18 protein-coding genes and 1 pseudogene are annotated in these 21,732 nt (G+C 71.1%); 10 read left to right on the top strand and 9 right to left on the bottom strand.

Going from position 1 to position 21,732, the window contains the following annotated elements:
- Positions 1-581: 581 nt before the first annotated feature.
- Entirely contained in the window at positions 582-2,645 is a 2,064-nt protein-coding gene (locus ACZ6EG_RS30110) for an APC family permease (protein WP_391972171.1), read from the top strand.
- A 79-nt stretch (positions 2,646-2,724) separates the two neighbouring features.
- Positions 2,725-4,101: a class I SAM-dependent RNA methyltransferase gene (locus ACZ6EG_RS30105; protein WP_469609235.1), complete on the top strand. Its 1,377-nt coding sequence runs from the start codon at positions 2,725-2,727 to the stop codon at positions 4,099-4,101.
- Positions 4,102-4,380: 279 nt separating this feature from the next.
- On the opposite strand, the gene ACZ6EG_RS30100 is transcribed toward ACZ6EG_RS30105, so the two are convergent.
- A complete protein-coding gene (locus ACZ6EG_RS30100) occupies positions 4,381-5,316 on the bottom strand; it encodes an MBL fold metallo-hydrolase (protein WP_469609232.1) in 936 nt (311 codons plus the stop codon).
- Positions 5,317-5,327: 11 nt separating this feature from the next.
- Positions 5,328-6,653: an MFS transporter gene (locus ACZ6EG_RS30095; protein WP_469609230.1), complete on the bottom strand. Its 1,326-nt coding sequence runs from the start codon at positions 6,651-6,653 to the stop codon at positions 5,328-5,330.
- A gap of 147 nt (positions 6,654-6,800) precedes the next feature.
- Here ACZ6EG_RS30095 and ACZ6EG_RS30090 point away from each other — a divergent pair, with 147 nt between their 5' ends.
- The 3 genes from ACZ6EG_RS30090 to ACZ6EG_RS30080 all read left to right on the top strand — a co-directional run bounded on the left by ACZ6EG_RS30090 (position 6,801) and on the right by ACZ6EG_RS30080 (position 9,157).
- Positions 6,801-7,007 (top strand): hypothetical protein, encoded by a 207-nt coding sequence (locus ACZ6EG_RS30090; RefSeq protein WP_249626581.1) that lies wholly within the window; start codon positions 6,801-6,803, stop codon positions 7,005-7,007.
- Positions 6,994-8,385 (top strand): amidase, encoded by a 1,392-nt coding sequence (locus tag ACZ6EG_RS30085; protein WP_469609226.1) that lies wholly within the window; start codon positions 6,994-6,996, stop codon positions 8,383-8,385. The genes ACZ6EG_RS30090 and ACZ6EG_RS30085 overlap by 14 nt, the downstream gene beginning before the upstream one ends.
- A gap of 142 nt (positions 8,386-8,527) precedes the next feature.
- Positions 8,528-9,157, top strand: a complete 630-nt coding sequence (locus ACZ6EG_RS30080; protein WP_391972176.1) for a TetR/AcrR family transcriptional regulator — start codon at positions 8,528-8,530, stop codon at positions 9,155-9,157.
- A gap of 576 nt (positions 9,158-9,733) precedes the next feature.
- On the opposite strand, the gene ACZ6EG_RS30075 is transcribed toward ACZ6EG_RS30080, so the two are convergent.
- Positions 9,734-11,158: an endo-1,4-beta-xylanase gene (locus tag ACZ6EG_RS30075; RefSeq protein ID WP_469609223.1), complete on the bottom strand. Its 1,425-nt coding sequence runs from the start codon at positions 11,156-11,158 to the stop codon at positions 9,734-9,736.
- Between the two features lie 350 nt (positions 11,159-11,508).
- Here ACZ6EG_RS30075 and ACZ6EG_RS30070 point away from each other — a divergent pair, with 350 nt between their 5' ends.
- Positions 11,509-12,933, top strand: coding sequence for a non-reducing end alpha-L-arabinofuranosidase family hydrolase (locus ACZ6EG_RS30070; RefSeq protein ID WP_391972178.1), 1,425 nt, complete (start codon positions 11,509-11,511; stop codon positions 12,931-12,933).
- Between the two features lie 61 nt (positions 12,934-12,994).
- Here ACZ6EG_RS30070 and ACZ6EG_RS30065 read toward each other — a convergent pair.
- The 4 genes and pseudogenes from ACZ6EG_RS30065 to ACZ6EG_RS30050 form a co-directional block, all read right to left on the bottom strand.
- Positions 12,995-13,271, bottom strand: a pseudogene (locus ACZ6EG_RS30065) (DUF3253 domain-containing protein).
- A gap of 174 nt (positions 13,272-13,445) precedes the next feature.
- On the bottom strand, positions 13,446-14,420 hold the full coding sequence (locus ACZ6EG_RS30060; protein ID WP_391972180.1) for a glycosyl hydrolase: 975 nt from the start codon (positions 14,418-14,420) through the stop codon (positions 13,446-13,448).
- A 191-nt stretch (positions 14,421-14,611) separates the two neighbouring features.
- Positions 14,612-15,151 (bottom strand): GNAT family N-acetyltransferase, encoded by a 540-nt coding sequence (locus ACZ6EG_RS30055; RefSeq protein WP_469609406.1) that lies wholly within the window; start codon positions 15,149-15,151, stop codon positions 14,612-14,614.
- A gap of 108 nt (positions 15,152-15,259) precedes the next feature.
- A complete protein-coding gene (locus tag ACZ6EG_RS30050; RefSeq protein ID WP_391972182.1) occupies positions 15,260-15,622 on the bottom strand; it encodes an AMP-binding enzyme in 363 nt (120 codons plus the stop codon).
- A 274-nt stretch (positions 15,623-15,896) separates the two neighbouring features.
- Here ACZ6EG_RS30050 and ACZ6EG_RS30045 point away from each other — a divergent pair, with 274 nt between their 5' ends.
- On the top strand, positions 15,897-17,060 hold the full coding sequence (locus tag ACZ6EG_RS30045) for an IS701 family transposase (RefSeq protein ID WP_469609218.1): 1,164 nt from the start codon (positions 15,897-15,899) through the stop codon (positions 17,058-17,060).
- Between the two features lie 204 nt (positions 17,061-17,264).
- Here ACZ6EG_RS30045 and ACZ6EG_RS30040 read toward each other — a convergent pair whose 3' ends face one another.
- Together ACZ6EG_RS30040 and ACZ6EG_RS30035 are read right to left on the bottom strand one after the other, a co-directional pair.
- Positions 17,265-17,885: a dTDP-4-dehydrorhamnose 3,5-epimerase family protein gene (locus ACZ6EG_RS30040; RefSeq protein ID WP_391972184.1), complete on the bottom strand. Its 621-nt coding sequence runs from the start codon at positions 17,883-17,885 to the stop codon at positions 17,265-17,267.
- A 49-nt stretch (positions 17,886-17,934) separates the two neighbouring features.
- A complete protein-coding gene (locus ACZ6EG_RS30035; protein WP_469609213.1) occupies positions 17,935-19,152 on the bottom strand; it encodes a macrolide family glycosyltransferase in 1,218 nt (405 codons plus the stop codon).
- A 250-nt stretch (positions 19,153-19,402) separates the two neighbouring features.
- Here ACZ6EG_RS30035 and ACZ6EG_RS30030 point away from each other — a divergent pair, with 250 nt between their 5' ends.
- Genes ACZ6EG_RS30030 through ACZ6EG_RS30020 form a run of 3 tightly spaced genes read left to right on the top strand, consistent with a single transcriptional unit; the run spans position 19,403 to position 21,691 of the window.
- The gene (locus ACZ6EG_RS30030; protein ID WP_469609210.1) at positions 19,403-20,269 is read left to right on the top strand and encodes a 3-hydroxyacyl-CoA dehydrogenase family protein; all 867 of its coding nucleotides are present in this window, start codon (positions 19,403-19,405) and stop codon (positions 20,267-20,269) included.
- Entirely contained in the window at positions 20,266-20,577 is a 312-nt protein-coding gene (locus ACZ6EG_RS30025) for an acyl carrier protein (RefSeq protein WP_391972187.1), read from the top strand. The genes ACZ6EG_RS30030 and ACZ6EG_RS30025 overlap by 4 nt, the downstream gene beginning before the upstream one ends.
- Entirely contained in the window at positions 20,570-21,691 is a 1,122-nt protein-coding gene (locus ACZ6EG_RS30020; RefSeq protein ID WP_469609206.1) for an acyl-CoA dehydrogenase family protein, read from the top strand. The genes ACZ6EG_RS30025 and ACZ6EG_RS30020 overlap by 8 nt, the downstream gene beginning before the upstream one ends.
- The last annotated feature ends 41 nt before the right edge of the window (positions 21,692-21,732 follow it).

Below are 21,732 nucleotides of genomic sequence, written 5' to 3'. Positions count from 1 at the left end.
GCGGGGCGCCCGCCGGCCTCTGTGGATGTCCTGCTCATGTCTCTCTTTCGGCTCGCCTGGCGACACGTCGCGGCCGGTGTGCGGGCCGCAGGGGAACATCATGCCGGTGGGCGGCGACACCGGACCCTCTCGGGGCCCGGGAAGCCGGATCCCCCCGTCCGGGAAGCCGGAGCCCCGCCCGGGACAACCGGGTCTCCTGCCCGCACCCACCACACGTAGGCACCCAACGTAGTGCCAAGCCTCCGGAGCCCGCAGGACCGTCTCAGCCCCCGGCGGACGACCCCCGTCGGCCGATGCTGCGGATGCTCGCAACGGTCAGGAATCCGAGGCCGACGAGCGTCGCGGCGCCGCCGATCAGCTCTGCGCTCAGGTGCATGGGACCTCCCGGACGCGGCAACGGCCGCGCACTCGACGGCAATCGGGCGATGTTTGTCATATAGGCAGCCATATAGACACGCAGACCTCGCAACCTACGGAATCCGCAGCCGCACCGCCCTCGAATTCACCCGTAGGGCAGACGGTGGAGCGATCGGGGGTGGCGGGTGGGCGGGCGCTCGTTCGAACGCTTACGATCCTCTGTTGTGTCCAAACTGACCGACGTGCCCAAACGGATTCTGATCGGGCGCGCACTGCGCAGCGACCGGCTGGGGGAAACGCTCCTGCCGAAGCGCATCGCCCTCCCCGTCTTCGCCTCCGACCCGCTCTCCTCCGTGGCGTACGCGCCCGGCGAGGTGCTGCTGGTCCTGTCCATCGCGGGCGTGTCGGCGTACCACTTCAGCCCCTGGATCGCCGTCGCGGTCGTCGTGCTGATGTTCACCGTGGTCGCCTCCTACCGGCAGAACGTGCACGCCTATCCCAGCGGCGGCGGCGACTACGAGGTGGCGAACACCAACCTCGGCCCCAAGGCCGGCCTGACGGTGGCCAGCGCCCTGCTGGTCGACTACGTCCTGACCGTCGCCGTCTCCATCTCCTCCGGCATCGAGAACCTCGGCTCCGCGATCCCCTTCGTCGTGGAGCACAAGGTCCTCTGCGCGGTCGGCGTCATCCTGCTGCTGACGCTGATGAACCTGCGCGGGGTCAAGGAGTCGGGCAGTCTGTTCGCGATCCCGACGTACGTCTTCGTCACGGGCGTCTTCATCATGATCGCGTGGGGCGCGTTCCGCGGGTTCGTGCTGGACGACACCATGCGCGCGCCGACGGCGGACTACGAGATCAAGCCCGAGCACGGCGGACTGGCCGGCTTCGCGCTGGTCTTCCTCCTCCTGCGGGCCTTCTCCTCCGGCTGTGCCGCGCTCACCGGCGTCGAGGCGATCTCCAACGGCGTCCCGGCCTTCCGCAAGCCCAAGTCGAAGAACGCGGGCAACACCCTGGCGCTGATGGGCCTGCTCGCCGTCACCATGTTCTGCGGCATCATCGCGCTGGCGTCCGCCACCGACGTCCGCATGTCCGAGAACCCCGCCAAGGACCTCTTCCACGACGGCGTCCCGCTCGGCGCGGACTACGTCCAGCACCCGGTGATCTCGCAGGTCGCCGAGGCCGTGTTCGGCGAGGGCAGCTTCCTGTTCATCGTCCTGGCCGCGGCCACCGCCCTGGTCCTCTTCCTCGCCGCGAACACCGCCTACAACGGCTTCCCGCTGCTCGGCTCGATCCTCGCCCAGGACCGCTACCTGCCGCGCCAGCTGCACACCCGTGGCGACCGCCTGGCCTTCTCGAACGGCATCGTGCTCCTCGCCGGCGCGGCCATGCTCCTCGTCTTCATCTACGGCGCCGACTCCACGCGCCTGATCCAGCTCTACATCGTCGGCGTCTTCGTCTCCTTCACGCTCAGCCAGATCGGCATGGTCCGGCACTGGAACCGCCACCTGGCCACCGAGCGTGACCATGCCAAGCGCCGCCACATGCACCGCTCCCGCGCGATCAACGCCTTCGGTGCCTTCTTCACCGGCCTGGTGCTGGTCGTCGTGCTGGCCACGAAGTTCACCCACGGCGCCTGGGTCGCCCTGCTCGGCATGTGCATCTTCTTCGCGACGATGACGGCGATCCGCAAGCACTACGACCGCGTCGCCGAGGAGATCGCGGCCCCGGAGGACCCCGAGGAGGCCCAGAGCGACGACATGGTGCGCCCCTCCCGGGTGCACTCCGTCGTCCTGATCTCCAAGATCCACCGCCCCACCCTGCGCGCCCTCGCCTACGCCAAGCTCATGCGCTCCGACTCCCTGGAGGCGCTCAGCGTCAACGTCGACCCGCAGGAGACGAAGGCACTGCGCGAGGAGTGGGAGCGGCGCGGGATCGCCGTACCGCTCAAGGTCCTGGACTCCCCGTACCGCGAGATCACCCGTCCGGTCATCGAGTACGTCAAGAGCCTGCGCAAGGAGTCCCCGCGCGACGCGGTCTCGGTGATCATTCCCGAGTACGTGGTCGGCCACTGGTACGAGCACCTGCTGCACAACCAGAGCGCCCTGCGCCTCAAGGGCCGCCTGCTCTTCACGCCGGGCGTCATGGTCACCTCCGTGCCCTACCAGCTCCAGTCCTCCGAGGCCGCCAAGCGCCGGGCCCGCAAACGGCAGGACTGGAACGCCCCCGGCGCGGTCCGGCGCGGCCCGGCCCACCACGACCGGGCGAGGGACAGCTCCTCGTCGAAGTAGACTGGACGGCTGTTGTCCTTCGACGCTCGCCCTCCGGCGTCCGTCCCCCGTCGTCACCGTTCTCTGGAGTCACCCCGCCATGCAGGCAGAACCGAAGAAGTCGCAGGCGGAGTCCCGGGTGGGGTCCCACGAGGAGTCCCGGGCGGCCTCGCTGGTGGGGGAGGAGTACGAGGTCGAGATCGGCCCCGTCGCCCACGGCGGCCACTGCATCGCCCGCACCTCCGAGGGACAGGTGCTGTTCGTCCGGCACGCGCTGCCCGGCGAGCGCGTCGTGGCCCGGGTCACCGAGGGCGAGGAGGGGGCCCGCTTCCTGCGCGCCGACGCCGTCGAGATCCTGGACGCGTCCAAGGACCGCATCGAGGCACCCTGCCCCTTCGCGGGCCCCGGCCGTTGCGGCGGCTGCGACTGGCAGCACGCGAAGCCGGGGGCGCAGCGCCGCCTCAAGGGCGAGGTGGTCGCCGAGCAGCTGAAGCGCCTCGCGGGCCTCACGCCCGAGGAGGCCGGCTGGGACGGCACGGTGATGCCGGCCGAGGGCGACAAGGTGCCCGCCGGCCAGGTCCCGTCGTGGCGCACGCGCGTGCAGTACGCCGTGGACGACGAGGGGCGCGCGGGACTGCGCAAGCACCGCTCGCACGAGGTGCAGCCGATCGACCACTGCATGATCGCCGCCGAGGGCGTCAGCGAGCTCGGCATCGAGCGGCGGGACTGGAGCGGCATGGAGTCGGTCGAGGCGATCGCCGCGACGGGCTCCCAGGACCGCATGGTGATCCTGGAGCCGCGGCCCGGCGCCCGCCTCCCGCTCGTCGAACTCGACAAGCCCGTCTCGGTCATGCGGGTCGAGGAGAAGGACGGCGGAGTCCACCGCGTCCACGGCCGCGCCTTCGTCCGCGAACGCGCCGACGACCGTACCCACCGGGTGGGCAGCGGCGGCTTCTGGCAGGTCCACCCGCAGGCCGCCGACACCTTGGTCAAGGCGGTCATGCAGGGTCTCCTCCCACGCAAGGGCGACATGGCCCTCGACCTCTACTGCGGCGTCGGCCTCTTCGCCGGCGCCCTGGCCGACCGCGTGGGCGACAAGGGCGCGGTCCTCGGCATCGAGTCCGGCAAGCGCGCCGTCGAGGACGCCCGGCACAACCTCGCCGCGTTCGACCGCGTGCGCATCGAACAGGGCAAGGTCGAGGCGGTCCTGCCCCGCACGGGGATCTCCGAGGCGGACCTCGTCGTCCTGGACCCACCGCGCGCGGGGGCGGGACGGAAGACGGTCCAGCACCTCTCGTCCCTGGGCGCGCGGCGCATCGCGTACGTGGCGTGCGATCCGGCGGCGCTTGCGCGGGATCTGGGGTACTTCCGGGACGGGGGGTATCGGGTGCGGACGTTGCGGGTGTTCGATCTGTTTCCGATGACGCATCACGTGGAGTGCGTGGCGATTCTTGAGAAGGGCGCAAAGGACGTCTGACCTGCGGTCGCGCGGCCCAGGTGGGTCGCTCGACCTGTTTTCCTCCGTTCAGCGGGTCGGGCGCACCCACCGCTTGTTCAAACTCGCCTGACCTGCGGTTGCAGGGTGTGGCGGGGGTCGTACGAATGATTCGGCGACGTGCATTCGTCATTGTTGACGCTCGAATGACGCTCGATTCGTGAGACTGAAGCAGGGCCGCGTTGCTCGGCCGGCGATGGGCGAGTGGGGCCGGCAGGTTGCCCTCGGTGGCGCGGCACGTCCCGGGTGCTCCGATCCGCTTCAGCCGCCGATGGGCGTGACCCCTGAGGTCGCCGGGACCAGTCGGTACCCGCCGGCCTCGCGTAGCACGTGTCCGGCGGTCGGCGGCGGGAAGTGGCTCCCCAGCAGGAGAGTTGACGTACCGGCCAGTGAGCCGAGCACCTGGTTCCGGGTCCTGGCCGCGAGTTCGGGAGCGACGTCCACACAGCTGCAGAGCTCCGGATGCGCCATCTGGACCGGGTGGTGGATGCTGTCACCGGTGACCAATGCGGTCTCGCCACGGCTGCTCAGTTCCACCGCTACCTGTCCCGGTGTGTGGCCGGGGGTGGGCAGCAGGCGGATGCCCGGCGCGACGTCCGTCCCCTCGTCCGCGACATCGATGAGGTCGAACAGACCTGCTTCCCGGACGGGATGGACCGAGTCCCGGAACATCTGCCGACGCGCCTCCTCCATGTCGACACCCGCCCAGTAGTCCCACTCGGTGCGTGAGGTGAGATAGCGCGCGTTCGGGAAGGTGGGCACCCAGGCGTCGCCCTCGGCACGCGTGTTCCACCCCACGTGGTCGGCGTGGAGGTGGGTCAGGACCACGACGTCAACGCTCTCCGGCGCGAAGCCCGCCGCCCGTAGCCGTGCTTCGTAGTCGCTGTTCAGGTTGTGCCAGGCGGGGTTGGCGCGCCGCTTCCCGTTTCCGATGCCGGTGTCCACCAGCACCCGCATGCCGTCCACCTCGACGGCGAAGCTGTGACTCGCCAGGCGCAGGACGCCTTGTTCGTCGGCGAATTCGGGGCTCAGCCAGGGCGTCCGGCTCACGAGGTCGGTGGTTGCCCCGGGCAGCAGCCACGGACCGGTCCGGGCGGGCAGGACCACTTCGTCGATGCGTCGTACGGTGTGGTTGCCCACCGTCCAGGAAGAGGCGGGGGGAGTGATGGACTTGGTCGTTTGCGATGAGGTGAACACGGCGACTTTCCTTACCTGTTAGGGGTCGCGAGGACGGAGATGTCTGGAGCGGGTGTGTCGGGTGAGGCGGATGTGTAGTTGCTCGTTGCCGGGCGGGAGTGGGTGTCCGGGGACGGTGCCCGGCGTCGACTGCGCAGCGACGCGGTCAGCGTCGCGACTGCGACGGTCGCCAGTACGGCCACGCAGCCGGCATAGGCCAGTGCTGCCGCACGCAGCCCGAAACCGGCGGTGAGGGCGCCGGCGCCGATGGCGGGCAGACTCATCGCCAGGTAGCTGAGTACGTGATAGGAGGCGAGCGTGCCGCCCTTCTCCCGGGCCGGGACCGAGTCGACGACCGCGCGCAGCGCACCCTGGGAGACGGCTCCGAAGCCGAGCCCGGCCAGCGCCGCCGCGGCGAAGAGAAGTACGGGGCCGGCGAGATGGAGGGCACCCAGGGTCAGGACGGCCGCCGGAATCACCGCGCAGCTCCCGAGAAGAGCGGAGACGTCGGCACGCATCCTGCGCGTGAAGTACATCGTCGGGGCGGCGACGGCCGTCAGGGTGAAGAAGACCATGCCGCCGGCGCATTCGGGTCCGCCGGGAGAGATGAGCCGTGTGAAGCCCGGTCCCAGGGACGAGTAGAAGCCGCCGAGTGCCCAGACGGCGACGACGCCGGCGCCGTTGAGCAGGAGGGCGTGGGCGGCCGCCGACGGCAGCGCCAGGTGGGGCCGCGTCGAGCGCAGTGCTCCGGGACGGCGGCGGACGGTCTCGGGCGTCGAGACAAGGGCGATGGCCTGCGCGGCGAACACGACGATCAGGGCCGCGTACACCGTGATCGTCGGAACGGGGGCGAAGCGCACCATGAGGGTGGCTGCCAGGACGCCGGCCGCCATGCCCGTCGCCGGCGCGATGCTGTTGGCCAGAGCGGGGCGACCCGGCCGGGCGGGGTCTTCCAGGTCGAGGAGAGCCGCACCTGCTGCGCTGGTCGCCGCGCCAGTCGCGATGCCCTGCAGCACGCGGGCGCCGATCAGGTTGGTCAGGCCGCCGGCCGTCGCGAACAGTGCCATGGAGGCGACCTGGACCGCGAGCGCGCCCAGGAGCACGGGGCGGCGTCCGACATGGTCGGAAAGGGTTCCGGTCGTCAGCAGTGCGATCAGGAGCGCCAGGGCGTAGGCGCTGAAGACCACGGTGATGTCGAGGGACGACAACTGCCACTGAGCCTGGTAGTGGGGGTACAGCGGGGTCGGCGCGCTGGATGCGGCGAGCAGCGCGATCAGGATCGAGGCGTGCAATGCGAACGGCAGGCGTCCGGATGGGGAGGTGCGGGGCGGCGCGAGGCCCGCAGGGACGCTCTGCATGAGGGCCCTCCAGTGCTAAAAGCGATTGGTTTGCTTTAAGCCACCTTAGGTTCTACGATCGACTAAAGCAAACGATTCGCTTTTGCGGTGGTCGGAGGTCCTGTACCAGCCCCGGCCCGTCGCGCCGTACAGATCCGGAAGGAAGCCATGACCAGCGAACTCACCCCCCAAGAGGCAGCCCGAGGGGCGCTGCGGGCGGGGCTCCCCCTCGGGGACGGCCGACACGAAGGAGTGGCCATGACGGCCAACTACATCCACTCCGTGATCAGCACGTTGCGCGAGCTCGACTTCGGCGAGACCCCTCCCGCGTCCTCCTACCGAGCCGGACAGGGGAACGCCGATGCAACCGTTTGAGCTGTCGCTGACCGAAGCCTCCCGTGCGGTGCGCGCACGGGAGCTGTCCCCCGTCGAACTCACCGAATCGGTGCTCGCCCGTATTGCCGCCGTCGAAGGACGGCTGGGCGCCTACGTCACCGTCGCCGCCGACGCGGCCCTGGCCGCAGCGGTCCGCGCCGAACGGGAGATCTCCGGAAGCGGACCGCGCGGGCCACTGCACGGCATCCCCATGGCGCTCAAGGATCTGATCGACGCAGAGGGGATGCCCACCACGGCGAGCTCGCACGTCCGGGCAGGGCACGTGGCGGAACGCGACAGCCGGGTGGCCGAACGGCTCGGCGCCGCCGGGGCCGTCCTCCTGGGCAAGACGCACACGCACGAGTTCGCCTACGGCCTGACCACTCCGCAGACGAACAACGCCTGGGACCACAGCCGGGTTGCGGGCGGGTCGAGCGGCGGCTCGGCGGTAGCCGTCGCCGCCGGCGGGGCGACGTTCGCCATGGGCACGGACACGGGTGGTTCCATCCGGGTCCCCGCTGCCCTGAACGGCGTGGTGGGCCTCAAGCCGACCTACGGCCTGGTCCCACGCACAGGCGTGACCTCGCTGTCCTGGTCCCTGGACCACGTGGGCCCTCTCACCCGCACCGTCCAGGACGTCGCGCTGGTGCTGTCGGCGACCGCCGGCCACGACCCGCGCGACCCGGCGAGCGTGTCCGGCCCGATGCTGGACCGCTTCCCGGGAGGTGACCTGCGAGGACTGAAGGTCGGCGTGCCGCGGAACCACTACTTCGACCGGGTCGCGCCCGAGGTCGAGGAGTCCGTACGCGGCGCGATCGAGCGGCTGGCGGAGCTGGGGGCGGAGCTCGTCGACGTGGAGATCCCGATGGCGCGTTACGTCCAGGCCGTTCAGTGGGGGCTGATGGTGCCCGAGGCCACCGCCTACCACGAGCGGTCGCTGCGGGCCACCCCCGACCTGTACGCGGCGGACGTTCGCATCCTGCTGGAGGCCGGCGAACTCACCTCTGCGGGCGACTACCTCCGCGCCCAGCGGGCCCGCACCATGATGCGAGACGCCTGGGCTCGCATGTTCGACGGAATCGACGTCCTCGCCGCGCCGACGGTGCCGATGACCGCCGCCGAGGCCGGGCAGGAAGCCGTCGAGTGGGCCGATGGCACGACCGAGGCCGTGTCGGACAGCTACGTCCGCCTCTGTGCCCCAGCGAACATCACCGGCGTCCCGGCCCTCACCCTGCCGGTCGGTCACGACCGCGCCGGACTGCCGATCGGTATGCAGCTGATGGCGCGCCCCTTCCAGGACGCGACGGTGCTCCGTGTGGGCCGGGTCTACGAGGAGTCGGTGGCCGGCGCGGGGCGGCTTGCTCCCCTCGCTGCCTGAGGGGAGGCGGACGTTCCAGCCGGCATGTGGTCGCGTCGCTGCGGGGGCGTCCGCCGTGCTCGGGCGCCCGGACACGTAGCCCCGCGGGTCGCCGACGCCGGCCACCGCCTAGAAGCAACAAAATCGCATTAAGGTGGATCGCATGAGTCCCAAGCCCATGGTCCGCCCCGGCGGGCGCAGCGCACGCGTACAGGAGTCCGTCCATGCGGCGGTACGTGAACTCGTAGGGGAGGTGGGCCGCGACGCGCTCACGGTCCCGATGGTGGCCACTCGGGCGGGCGTGACTCCCTCCACGATCTACCGTCGTTGGGGCGACCTGCAGGAACTCCTGTCCGACGTGGCCGTCGAACGACTGCGCCCGGAAACGGATCCGGCCGATCTCGGAAGCCTGCGGGCCGATCTCGACGCGTGGGCGGAACAGTTCGTCGACGAGATGGCCTCGCCGCCCGGGCGCGCCTACATCCGGGATGCCCTGCTCGGCGACCCCGACGGAACCAATGCCGGTCAGTGTTCGGCGTATGCCGCAGAGCAGATCGACGTCGTGTTGGCCCGTGCGGCGCAGCGGGGGGAGCCGGTGCCCGAGACGGAACTGCTGATCGACCGTGTCGTGGCGCCGATCATGTACCGCATCCTCTTCCGCCCTGGCCGACTGGACGCCGCATACGCGCGCGAGCTCGTGACGAACGCCGTGTACGCCCAGCAGATCGAGGCAGGCGCTCGCCCCACCCAGGCCGCCGCCCCTCGGCGCTCGAAGAAGAAGACCGACAACTGACCACTTCGCTCATCGGGCGGTCTGGCCGCTGGGCCGTGGAGGCCAAGCGGCTGGCTGTACTGGCAGGGGTCATGAAATCCCCAGCAACGACCGACCAGGACGCCGGCCCCTGGGCGTGACGCCCGTTTGACGCTCCGTGCGCACGAAGGGCCCTCCGGCGGAGCAGAAAACGGCTCCTGACCTGGTGTTATGCGAGGCCGCGTTCCTCCCTCACGACCGCTGTCTCGGGGCTCAGGAAACGGGGAAACATACCCCAGGCACCCGGCGATGACCGGTACGTCAACCTGGTCCTGCACGACTTCCTCGACGAACGGGCCGGCCACGGAGACGGGCGGCGGGACAGCGTCGGCACGGACGCCGTTGAACCGCGGGAAGACAGGTCGAGCAACCCGCCCCGGACACCAAGAGCCCTGATCAGGACCCCTTGCCCGCAGGCTCCAGAATCGCCACGCACTCCAGGCACGAGCCGCGTGGCGAGGGCCGCCGCCGGTACGGCGGCGGCCCGGGGTCGTCAGTCATGTCCTCCCGGTGGGGCGGGCGGAGCCGCCTCGTAGGCCGTCATCGTGGCGGGTCCCGTCAGGTGCGGGTCCAGCGCTGGTTGCTGCCGTTCGAGCAGGAGTACAGCTGGATCAGGGTGCCGTTCGCGGTGCCGGCCGCCACGGCGTCGAGGCAGCGGCCGGACTGGACGCCGACGATGGATCCGTCGGAGTTGAGGCGCCACTTCTGGTTGTCGCCGCCCCAGCAGCTGTAGACCTGCACCTTCACGCCGTTGCCGGTGCCGGCGGCGTCCAGGCACTTGTTGCCCTGGATTCTCAGCTCGCCCGCGTCGGTGTAGGTCCATTGCTGGCCGGTGCCGCTGTTGCAGTCCCACAGGCGGACCTGTGTGCCGTCGGTGGTGCCGGGCGCGTCCAGGCAGCGGCCGGAACCGACGCCCTTGATCTGCCCGGAGCCCGTGGGGGGCGTGGTGGAGCCGCCGTTGAGTGCGTTGAGGACGGCGGTGTAGGCGGGCTTCTTGCTGCCGTCGCCGTTGAACAGCAGCGGCGTCTGCTCCGCTCGCCAGGAGTCGGTGTCGCGCACCCCCCAGACGGTGATGCCGAGGCAGCGCGGGACGGCCAGGCAGTCGTTGGTCACGTTGGCGTAGGTCGAGGCCGACGCGCCCTGGATGTCGAGTTCGGTGATGGCGACGTCGACACCGAGGGCCGCGAAGTTCTGCAGGGTGGTACGGAAGTTGGCGTTGTAGGGGCTGCCGCTGTTGAAGTGCGCCTGGAAGCCGACACAGTCGATCGGCACGCCCCGCTGCTTGAAGTCCCGGACCATCGCGTACATCGCCTGGGTCTTGGCCCAGGTCCAGTCCTCGACGTTGTAGTCGTTGTAGCAGAGCTTGGCCGCCGGGTCGGCGGCGCGTGCGGTGCGGAAGGCGACCTCGATCCAGTCGTTGCCGGAGCGTTGCAGGTTGGAGTCCCGCCGGGCCCCCGAACTGCCGTCGGCGAACGCCTCGTTCACGACGTCCCACTGGGCGATCTTGCCCTTGTAGTGGGCCATCACGCCGTTGATGTGGTCGATCATCGCCTGGCGCAGTGCGCTGCCGCTGAGGCTCTGCATCCAGCCGGGCTGCTGGGAGTGCCAGGCCAGGGTGTGGCCGCGCACCTGCTTGCCGTTCTGCACCGCCCAGTTGTAGACGCGGTCGGCGGCGGCGAAGTTGAACTGCCCCCGCTGCGGTTCGGTGGCGTCGATCTTCATCTCGTTCTCGGCCGTCACCGAGTTGAACTCACGGTTCGCGATCGTCGTGTACGTCGAGTCGTTCAGCTTGCCCGAGGCGATGGCGGTACCGAAGTAGCGGCCGCTCTGCGCCGCCGCGGCGCCGAGCGTGCTCTCGGCGGCCTGTGCGGTCGACGGTGCGACCAGCGCGGTGGCGACACCGAGGATGCCGACGAGCACCGCCAGCAGCAGGCCGCGGATCTGTCGGCGGATGCCGGGTCTGGGGAGGGCGTAGGAGCCCATCACTGTGCCTCCAAGGTCGAAATCACGGAAGGACTGAAGCGCAGGATTGGGTGTTGACCGAGCATCGTCAATACTCGACGCAGAAAATGTTTCTGTTCCTTCTTCGAAACTTTCGAGACGCCCTGACTCCAGGGGTGCCTCAGTTTTCGCGCTCTACCGAGGGCTTGAGGTGGCGAGCGGGGGACCTTATGTCGCGGCACCGGCTTGAATGTTTCGCTTCCTGAAGCGATAGGTGCGAGAGGGGTTGACGCCCGTCCTCGGCTCTCTAGCATTCAGCCTGCTCGATATTCCGGCTCTCGTTCGATATTCCGAACGTTCCGCATCGTCCCCTCACGGTAGAGGAAGTCCCCATGCGCAGAGTAAGTCCCACCCGCGGGCGCCCGTCCGCGCTGCTCGCCGCCGTGGTCGCCGCCGTCGCGGTGCTGGCGGCGCTGCTCGTCGTCACCCCGGCGCAGGCGGCCGCCACCGGAGCCCTGCGCGGTGTCGGTTCGGGCCGGTGCCTCGATGTGCCCGGTGCCGTCCGGACCGACGGCACGTACGTGCAGGTGTACGACTGCTGGGGCGGGGCCAACCAGCAGTGGACGCTGACGGACAGCCGGCAGCTGACCGTGTACGGCGACAAGTGCCTGGACGTTCCGGGTCACTCCACGGCGCCCGGGACGCGGGTGCAGATCTGGAGCTGTTCCGGCGGTGCGAACCAGCAGTGGCGGGTGAACCCGGACGGCACGGTCGTCGGCGTGGAGTCCGGGCTGTGCCTGGAGGTCGCGGGCGCCGGCACGGCCAACGGCACGGCGGTCCGGATCGGGACGTGCGGCGGTGGCGCCGGCCAGAAGTGGTCCGGTCTGACCGCGACGCCGCCGACCGACGGGGTGTGCCCCCTGCCGTCGACGTACCGGTGGACCTCGACGGGTGTACTGGCGCAGCCGGCGAACGGATGGGCGGCGGTCAAGGACTTCACCGCCGTGACCCACAACGGCAAGCGCCTGGTCTACGCGTCGAACGTGTCGGGGTCGTCCTACGGCTCGATGATGTTCGACCCCTTCACGAACTGGCCGGACATGGCGTCGGCCGGCCAGAGGGGGATGAGCCAGGCCGCGGTGGCACCCACCCTGTTCTACTTCGCGCCCAGGAACATCTGGGTGCTGGCCTACCAGTGGGGTGCGTCGCCCTTCGTCTACCGCACGTCCAGCGATCCCGCCAACCCCAACGGCTGGTCCGCCCCGCAGCCGCTGTTCACCGGGAGCATCTCCGGCTCCGACACCGGCCCGATCGACCAGACCCTGATCGCCGACGGACAGAACATGTACCTGTTCTTCGCCGGGGACAACGGCAAGATCTACCGCGCGAGCATGCCGATCGGGAACTTCCCGGGCAACTTCGGCTCCTCGTACACGACGATCATGAGTGACACCAAGGCCAACCTGTTCGAGGGCGTACAGGTCTACAAGGTCCAGGGCCAGAACCAGTACCTCATGATCGTCGAGGCGATGGGCGCGAACGGTCGCTACTTCCGCTCCTTCACGGCCTCCAGCCTGAGCGGCTCGTGGACCCCGCAGGCCGCGAGCGAGAGCAACCCCTTCGCGGGCAGGGCCAACAGCGGGGCCACCTGGACCAACGACATCAGCCACGGTGACCTGGTCCGCGACAATCCCGACCAGACCATGACCATCGACCCCTGCAACCTGCAGTTCCTCTACCAGGGCAAGTCCCCGACCGCGGGCGGGCCCTACGACCAGCTGCCGTGGCGGCCGGGCGTGCTCACCCTGCGGCGCTGACCTCCCGGCACCGGCCCGCGCGGACGCTCGCCCCGGGCGTCCGCGCCTTCGGACAGGGCCGCTAGGAACCCGCCCGACGGATGCGTACCGGCCCGCGGGCCTCGGTCTCCGTGACGGGTCGGCCGGCCTGCGTTCACCTCGACCTCGCCGGCCGCCACCAGACGCCAGGCCGCCCGGCGGGCGGGCTCCATCAGGGCTCGCCAGCCGTCGTCGTCACCCTCGTGGACCCGGCGCGCGGCGTCGGACGGACAGATGGAGGCCGTGGCCGCCCGTTGCTCCAGCAGGTCCCTGATGGCCTGCTCCAGCCGCTGAACGAGCTGCCGATCCGCCTCCGTCACGCCTTCCAGTGTGCGCCGGTCGCGGCGTCCCGGCCGCATGGTGCCCGTGCCCGGCGACCGGGGGCGGGGCGGGCCCGCCGACGGCACGTGGCCCGCGCGCAGCCGCCCCGCGCAGGGCGGGGCGGCTGACCGGCCTCGTGCCGGACTCCGTGCGGGGACCGGCACGGGGGAGGGTCAGGGCAGGGTGACCTCGCCCTGGTTCAGCACACGCGGGTGGAAATACGCCGCCTGAATTTCGGCGTTGGAATTGTTCCCGCGCAGATGCTCGGACCACATCATGAACCATGTCCACCGCGTCTGACTGTCCAGCAGTGCGGCGGTCGGCATTTTACCCAGCTCCGCGAGCGCCATGGGTTTTGTTCCCGCGATACTCCGCATCTGCTGGTAGTCGGCGGAACTCGGGTGGTTCTTGTACCAGACGTCCAGCGACACGACATCCACGTACTGGTCTCCCGGATAGTAGCTGCTCCAGTTTCCCGCCGGATTGTCCTGGACGTTCCAGACCCAGATCAGATTGTCCAGCCCTTTCGTCCCGGCGAGGTAATCGCGGGTGATCTGGTAGAGGCGCGCGCTGCCGTTCGCGCCGGGCCGGTTCCCCCACCAGTTCCAGGCCTCGTTCATCTCGTGCAGCGGCCGGAAGAGGACCGGGACGCCCGCGTTCTCCAGCTGCTGGAGGTAGGGGACGACCTCGTCGAGGCGCCGCTTCCAGGCGTTGTTCAGGGCACTGCCCTGCGTCAGGACCTGCGCGAACTGGGCGTTGGTCAGGTTGGACTTGACGCCGCCCTCGAACGCGCAGGTGCTGCCGCCGGTCGGCGGACAGACGTGCCAGGTGAGCGAGACCAGGGAGCCGTTCGCCCACTCGGTCCTGGCCTGGTCGACGACGCGCTGGCGGCCGGCCACGTCCGCCGCGGCGAACATCAGGTCACCGCCCCACAGGCCGGGGTACTGCCCGGTGACGTCCTTGACCTGCTGGGTGTACTGACCCGGAGCGGAAGCGGGTTCCTTGTTGTGCTGTCCGGATACGATGTGATTTCCGGAAAGGGAGCGGAGGTGGTTCAGTACCGTCTGCTTCGGGGTCGGGGGAAATGCTTGGGCGGATTGTGTCGCCGGCCCGAGAAGGAGGGTCGCGGCAACGGTCGTGAAGGCCACGGCGAGGCGGGCGGAATGTCGAATTGCTCTCATGGGCGTCCAAGCTCTTGGGGGTGAACTCGATATGTGCCGCCAATGTGGCCGCTGCGCCGGGGCGCGTCAATGGGTTGCCGTCCTTGGCAATCCGTCCGCCCAATTCTTTACTTAACTTTTCCTAAACACTGTCGCGAAGGTGGCGTCTTGTCCCACCTTCACGCGAAAGCCGGGGGAGGGGTGCGAAAGCCTCGGAAGGTCACCGGTCCGCGGGTCCGGAAGCCCAGGCGTTCGTACAGCGCGATCGCGCCGGTGTTGGTCTCGGCGACGTGCGGCGAGCAGCCCGGGGGTCGCAGGCGCTCTCCCGCCATGGCGACCAGCGTGCCGCCGGCCCGGACACCGAGGTAGGTGCCGGGTTCGTGGGTGCGGGGCCGGAAGGGGCCCGGCTCGGTCCGGGCGACGGGGCCGAGCATCTCGGGCACGTCGTCCGCGCCCAGTTCGACCGCGTCGGTCCCGGGCTCGGTGAGGGAAGGGGCGAGGGCGCGGTCGGGGCGGGCGGCGTCGGCCAGGATCAGTTGGCGGCGCAGCCCGGCGAGGTCGGCCCAGGCCTCGGCGCTCGGGTCGGCGGGCACGGCGGAGAAGGTCGCCACGTCCGCGACGTAGGTGGCGGCCCGGCCGAGCCGGCGGGCGAGGTGCGCGTGTCGGCCGCCGAGTGACCGGCCCACGGGGTCGTCGAGGGCGGCCTCGTCATCGGTCATCATCGTGCTGCTCCCGATCCCCATCGTGTTGTTCACCCGCCTGAGGCGGCGTCGGACGGTCGCGGGCCGGCCCGGGGACCGCGCACGACCACCCGAAGGTTCTCGGAGTCACCGGCCATCCGACCCGCCAGTACGGCGGCCGGGAGGTGCGGACGCACGAGGGGAGGGGGGCGGGGTTCGCTCAGTGGTGACCGGTTCCAGGTCGGCGCGGGTGGGGCGGGTCGCGGGGGTGATGCCGCGCTCGCGTTCGTAGCCGGCCGGCTCGGCGGCGGTCACGGCGGCCCCGCCGGGGTGCGGGACGACCACGGCCTTGACCGCCTCGCCCCACCGCTCGTCGGGGACGCCCACGACGCAGGCGCGCCCGTCAAGAGGGGCGTCGGCCCACACGGTCGAAAGGGAGGGGCGGTGGCCGGGTGGGGCCGGGGCGGCGACGGGCGTGCGCGGCGTGACGTCTTTCTGACGGTCCGTCATCCATGGAGGCCGCGCGATGACGGGATCGTCACCAGCTGTGGCCAAATGATTGCAGGCTGTGGCGAGTTGTGGTGCCCCGACACCCCTGCCGGGGTGCGTGCGGTGGGCTTCCCCCCACCACGCCGAGGAGCGGGAGTGCTCCGCGCGCGGGGCGTGGCGCCCGGGGAGCGAAGCGGAACGAGTGTGCCCGGTGTACCTGGGGAAGGCCGGGGTGCATTGGCGATGCTGGTCGCAGTCCACTCGCAGCAATGACGAGGCCCCCACGAGGACTCCTATGACCTTACGCACGCTTCGACCCGCCGGCGCGGCGCCCCCCTCGGGCCCCACCGCGGGGCACACCTTCGACTCGCTCGTCTCCGACGCATGTGCGGAGTTACTCGGTTCGCTCCGCCGCGCGGACCAGCGCAGAAGGGGGGAGCAGTACATCCGCGGACTGCTCACCGCCCAGGGACGCAAGACCGCCCGGAACCTGGCCGCCTTCGTCGGAGAGGGTGCGGCGGAGCAGAGCCTGCACCACTTCGTCGCCGGATCGACCTGGGACTGGGGTGAGGTGCGGGCCGCGCTGGCCCGCTACGTGGACGACAGGCTGACCCCCGACGCCTGGGTGATCGCGCCGATGGTGGTCTCCAAGGCGGGTGTGCGCTCCGTCGGGGTGAGCCGGCGCTTCGTGTCCGACCTGGGCCGGGTGGTGAGCTGCCAGCAGAGTCACGGACTGTGGCTGGCCTCGGGCCAGACGGCCGCCCCGGTCAGCTGGCGCCTGACGCTGGGCGGCGCCCGGAGCGGCGAGGGCGCTGCCCGGCACCCGGGCACACCCGGGGAGGAGGAGAACATCGTCCGCCTGGTGGCCGAAGCCGCCCAGGCCAACCGCGCCTTGGCGCGCCCCGTGGTGATGGACGCACGCGCGGCCGTGCTGCCACGCCTGGTGCGGGGGCTCGGTCTCGCGGGCCTGCCCTTCATGGTGCGGGTGGGCGGGAACCTCCGGCTGGCCTCGGCGAGCGGCCGCGGCCCGGTGGACCACCACACGGGGACCACCTCGGCCCAGCAGTTGATGGAGCAGCTGAAACGGCTGAGCCGCCCCGTGGAGTGGCGGGGCTCCCTCAGTCTCGTCGTCCCGCACCCCGTCGTGCTGCCGGGCGTGGTCCCGAGGCGGACCCTGGTGCTGATGGGGGTGTGGCGGGGCAACCGGCGGCGCCCGGCCGACCTGTGGCTGACCGACCTCACGTCCTGGGACCGCGGCGCCCTGCTGCGGCTGGCGATGCTCACCGAACAGGTCGACGCCGACTTCGACCGGGTGAGCGTGGGCGTGGGCATGCGCGACTTCGAAGGACGGTCGTTCCAGGGCTGGCACCGGCACGTGACGCTGGCGTCCATCGCCCACACCCTGCGGCTCGCGCAGCCCTCCGCGCGCGGCGACCTCGGTGAGGCGACGGCGGTGTGACCCCGCCCCGTCGCGGCCGGCCGGGCAGGCGTGCCGGTCGCGACGGGGGAGGAGTGCCCGGGACGGACGGCCGCCGAAATCGGCCGCCCGCTTTCACCGTTCACGACGAACCGCGGTACCGGAAGGAAGAAAGGGCCGCACCCTTTGGGTGCGGCCCTTTCCGCCCGCCGGAGGCGAGTCGCCCCGCGCTGCGGGAAATCGCGTTCAGATTCCCGTGCGATCACCGGCGGCGGGCACGGACTTGCGCACCCGTAAGCAGTCCTCGTACGTGGGCAGAATTCCCGCGGAAGCGGCCGCCCGCAAGGACGGCGCCGCCGCGTCCCTGGCGGAGCGGACGGGTTTCCCGGTCAGTTCCCAGGGCAGGCCGAGTTCGGGGTCCAGCGCGTCGACGTCGATGACCATGCCCGGGACGTACTCCTCGGTGCACAGGTAGTTCATGCAGGTGTCGTCCGCGAGGGCCACATAGCCCAGGCCGATGCCGTCCGGCAGGTAGAGCGCCGTGCCCGCCCCGGCGTCCTGCCGCAGCGCCTCGTACCGCCCGAAGCCCGGCGACCCGACCCGCATGTCGACCACCATGGTCAGCGCCGCCCCCCGCACACAGGTGAGGATCTTGGCCTGGCCCGGCGGCAGGCTGGTGGCGTGGAGACCGCGCAGCACGTTGCGCCCGGAGACGGTGCAGTGGACCTGCCGTATCTCCACCGCGTGCCCGACGGCGGCCTCCAGCGGGCCGCGGCGCACCGCCTCGTAGAACCGGCCCCGGTGGTCCGGCAGCGGCTGCGGATCGATGCGGAAGACGTCGGGCACTGCTGTCTCGGTGATGAGCATGGAGCGATCCCGCCGGTCGGTAGGTGGACGCGTGTCGGACGCGGGCGCTTCAGCCCACCCGGGGCAGCAGTCCCTCGATCGCGTCGGCCGCCGCGGGCGCCCCGCCGGCCGCCGTGATCTGCTCGCGCAGCCTCCGCAGGTTCCCTGGGACCGCGGGGTCCGCCAGTACCCGGCGTACCGTGGCGCGCAGGGACCCGGCCGTCAGCTCCGAGTTCAGCAGCTGGTCACCGACGCCCAGTTCGACGATCCGCCGCGCGGTGGCCCGGGGCTCGGGCATCACCGGGATCGCCACCACCGGCACACCGTGCGAGAACACCTCCATGGCGGTGCTCATCCCCCCGTGGTTCACCACCACCGCCGTGTGCGGCAGGACATCGCGCAGCGACACGAAGTCGGTCACCCGGACGTTGCCGGGCAGCGGGCCCAGGTCGGCCGCCGGCACCCCGCCGCCCAGCACCAGGAGCACGTTCCACGGCTCGTCGCCGAACGCCTCCAGACAGGTGCGGAAGAAGTCCGGCCGGTCGTTGTACAGGGTTCCGAGACTCACCAGCACCAGCGGCCGGCCGTCCTCGTCCCCCGGACTCCACTCGCCGTGGAACGCGGTGCGGGGCGGGCAGGGACCGACGAAGTGGTGCTGCTCGTCGAAGGTCTCGCCCGCGTACTGGAAGGAGCGGGGCATGTACAGCAGGGCCGGCCCGCCGTGCAGGACATCGGTGAAGCCGGCCAGGTCGTGCTCGACGCCCTGCTCCTCCAGCAGCCGCTCGATCCGCGCCAGCAGCTTGTGCAGCTCGGGGTCGTCCGGTGGCTCGGCCGAGTCGACCGGCGGATGCAGCGACCAGTGTTCGTTGGCGGCGTAGGTCGGCGTGCTGCGGATGACCGGGATGCCCCACCGGTCCGCCAGCAGCCGCCCCGTCCACAGCGACGACGGGTCGTTGACGACGACGTCGGGACGGTTCTCGGCGAAGTGCCGCTCCAGCGGTTCCATGGTCTGCGCCGTCATGTCCAGCAGCCACTCCAGGACCCGTACGAACTCGTCCTCGTCCGTGTACTCGTCCGCGTCCTGGCGAGGCACCATCTGGTCCAGGAACCGCTGCCGGTCCACCGGATAGGTGACCACCTCGGCGCCGATCAGCCGGGCCCGCTCGGCCAGGTCCTCGGAGAGCGCGAACGTCACCCGGTGGCCGCGCGCGACCAGTTCCTCGGCGACGCCCAGGGTCGGATTCACATGCCCGGCAACCGGAAGGATGAAGAATGCGATATGAGCCACGTGAAACCCTTCATGCGTCGAGGTCCTTCGAACCGCGGGTCCTTGGCGGACGGCGGACCCAATTCCGCCGTGCGTTCACCGGGCGCACTTTAGGGAGGGAACTCCGGGGCGGACAAGGCCGAGATGACATAGCCTCCGCCGGGCCCCGCCCCGCTTCCTAGGTGACAAAGTCACGGCCGGGTGATGGAGCGCGGAAGCGATTCGGGACAGCATTTCGCACAGCCGCCGCCCCCGGGATTCTGGAGGATCCGTGCCCGATTCCAAGGAAAACTCCCCGCTCGTCGTACTCGGCGCGGGCGTCATGGGCACGGCCATCGCGGCACTCGCCGTCGGACACGGGCACCCGGTCACCCTCGTCGACACCTCCCCGCAGGCGCGCGCGTCCGCCGCCGACGCGGTCGCACTGCACCTGCGTACGGCCCGGCTGATGGGCGCACTGCCCCACGACCGCCCGCCCGGCGAGCTGACCGTCGAGGAGACGCCGGCCGCCGTCGCCGGCGCGACCGCCGTGATCGAGGCCGTCACCGAGGACCCCAAGAGGAAGGCCGAGGTGCTGGCGGACCTGGCGTCCGTGGCGCGCCCCGGGACGCTGCTCGTCAGCAACACCTCGGGCGTCCCCATCGACGAGCTGGCCGACGCCGTACCCCGCCCCGAGGACCTGGTCGGCGTGCACTTCATGAACCCCGCGTACGTGATCCCCACGGTCGAGGTGGTCCTCGGCCCGCGCAGCTCGGAGGCGGCCGCTCGGGCGACCCGGGAGCTGCTGGCCGGACTGGGCCGCCGCGGCATCGTCGTCGGCGACGGCGCCGGCTTCGTCACCAGCCGCCTGCTGCACCGGATGCTGAACGACGCCATCGCGGTGGTGCACGAGGGCCGGGCCACCCCGGAGACCGTGGACGCGCTGATGCGCGACTGCATCGGCCACCGCACCGGACCCCTGGCCACGGCCGACCTGATCGGCCTGGACAACCTGGCCGACTCGCTGCGGGTGATGCACGAACGGACCGGCGACCCGGCGCTCCGCCCGAGCGAACTGCTGCTGGACAAGGTCCGGCAGGGCCTGCTCGGCCGCAAGAGCGGCCGGGGATTCTACGACTACCAGGAGGCCACGCGATGACCACGACGTCCGGCCGGCCGGACCCCACCGGCACCACCCCCGCAGCCGACGAGGTCGCCGAGGAACTGCTCGCCTTCCTCACGGACCGCACCAAGACCACCTGGGAGCGCGACCAGGACCTGTTCGCCGTCGGCGGGATGTCCTCGCTGTTCGCCATGCAGCTCGTCGTGCACCTGGAGAAGACCTACTCCATCGTCATCAGCGGCGCCGACCTGATGCTCGACAACTTCCGCACCGTCGACGCGATGGTCCGGCTGGTCGGACGGCTGGCCGCGCCCGGCGAGGCGACCGGGCACACAGGTGGCTGACATTCCCCACGCCGACGGCACCGAGGCCGAGGACCTGTTCACCGCCCTGGTCGGCGACCGGGCGGGCGACTGGGACCGGACGGGCGAGCTGCCCCTCGGCCTGCTGCGCGACCTCGGCTCCCGGGGCCTGCTGTGCGCCCAGGCGCCCGCCGTCCACGGCGGCCTCGGCTGGACCAGCCGGCGCAACGGCGAACTCACCGCGCACGTCGGCGCCCTGTGCAGCTCGCTGCGGAGCGTCATGACCTCGCAGGGCATGGCCGCCTGGACCCTGCGCCGGCTCGCCGGAGCGGCCCAGCAGGCCGTCCTGGTGCCCCGGTTGACCGGCGGTGAGCTGGCCGCCGTGGCGTTCACCGAGACCGGCGCCGGCAGCGACCTGTCCGCCCTGCGGACCCGCATCACCACCGACGGCGACGAGATCGTCGTCGACGGGGCCAAGGTGTGGGCGACCAACGCCGCCTACGCGGACCTGCTGGTGGTCTTCGGCCGCACGGAGCGGGGCGCCGGTGCCGTGGTGGTGCCCGCCTCGACCCCGGGTGTCCGCGTCGAGCGCATCACCGACGCGCACGGCTGCCGCGCGGCCGGACACGCCGACATCCACCTGGACGGGGTCCGGCTGCCGGCCGACGCCCTGCTCCAGGGCCACGACCGCACACCCGCCCTGCTGGTCACCACCGCCCTGAGCTACGGCCGGATGTCGGTGGCCTGGGGCTCCCTGGGCATCCTGCGCGGCTGCCTGGCCGCCGCCGCGCGGCACGCCGGCGGACGGGAGCAGTTCGGCACCCGGCTCTCGGACCACCAGCTCGTCGCCCGGCACCTCGCCGACCTGTTCGTCGCCGAACAGCACGCCACCCGGGCCTGTGAGCACGCCAGCGCCCAGTGGGACGAGGGCAGCCCCGAGATGGTGGTCGCCGCCGTCCTGGCCAAGCACGTCGCCGCCACCGGCGCCGCCCGCGGGGCCGAACGGGCCCTGCAGGTACTGGCGTCGGCCGGGGCGCGGGACGGACACGTCGTCGCCCGGGCGCACCGCGACGCCAAGCTCATGGAGATCATCGAGGGCAGCAACGAGATCTGCGAACTGATCCTGGCCCGGCACGTGATGTCCGCCGCCGGGTGAACCGGCCCGTGTCGTCGCCGGCCGCGAGCCGAGTACGCCCT

This window comes from Streptomyces sp. NPDC041968 (genome assembly GCF_055589025.1).
This window is presented reverse-complemented; position numbering and strand designations above follow the sequence as displayed.

Excerpts from the sequence above, each read along its gene's own strand:
- ACZ6EG_RS30080 (WP_391972176.1), top strand. The coding sequence starts at position 8,528 with ATGAGTCCCAAGCCCATGGTCCGCCCCGGCGGGCGCAGCGCACGCGTA.
- ACZ6EG_RS30045 (WP_469609218.1), top strand. The coding sequence starts at position 15,897 with ATGACCTTACGCACGCTTCGACCCGCCGGCGCGGCGCCCCCCTCGGGC.
- ACZ6EG_RS30070 (WP_391972178.1), top strand. The coding sequence starts at position 11,509 with ATGCGCAGAGTAAGTCCCACCCGCGGGCGCCCGTCCGCGCTGCTCGCC.
- ACZ6EG_RS30075 (WP_469609223.1), bottom strand. The coding sequence starts at position 11,158 with ATGGGCTCCTACGCCCTCCCCAGACCCGGCATCCGCCGACAGATCCGC.
- ACZ6EG_RS30095 (WP_469609230.1), bottom strand. The coding sequence starts at position 6,653 with ATGCAGAGCGTCCCTGCGGGCCTCGCGCCGCCCCGCACCTCCCCATCC.
- ACZ6EG_RS30105 (WP_469609235.1), top strand. The coding sequence starts at position 2,725 with ATGCAGGCAGAACCGAAGAAGTCGCAGGCGGAGTCCCGGGTGGGGTCC.
- ACZ6EG_RS30055 (WP_469609406.1), bottom strand. The coding sequence starts at position 15,151 with ATGACCGATGACGAGGCCGCCCTCGACGACCCCGTGGGCCGGTCACTC.
- ACZ6EG_RS30090 (WP_249626581.1), top strand. The coding sequence starts at position 6,801 with ATGACCAGCGAACTCACCCCCCAAGAGGCAGCCCGAGGGGCGCTGCGG.
- ACZ6EG_RS30085 (WP_469609226.1), top strand. The coding sequence starts at position 6,994 with ATGCAACCGTTTGAGCTGTCGCTGACCGAAGCCTCCCGTGCGGTGCGC.
- ACZ6EG_RS30050 (WP_391972182.1), bottom strand. The coding sequence starts at position 15,622 with ATGACGGACCGTCAGAAAGACGTCACGCCGCGCACGCCCGTCGCCGCC.
- ACZ6EG_RS30040 (WP_391972184.1), bottom strand. The coding sequence starts at position 17,885 with ATGCTCATCACCGAGACAGCAGTGCCCGACGTCTTCCGCATCGATCCG.
- ACZ6EG_RS30025 (WP_391972187.1), top strand. The coding sequence starts at position 20,266 with ATGACCACGACGTCCGGCCGGCCGGACCCCACCGGCACCACCCCCGCA.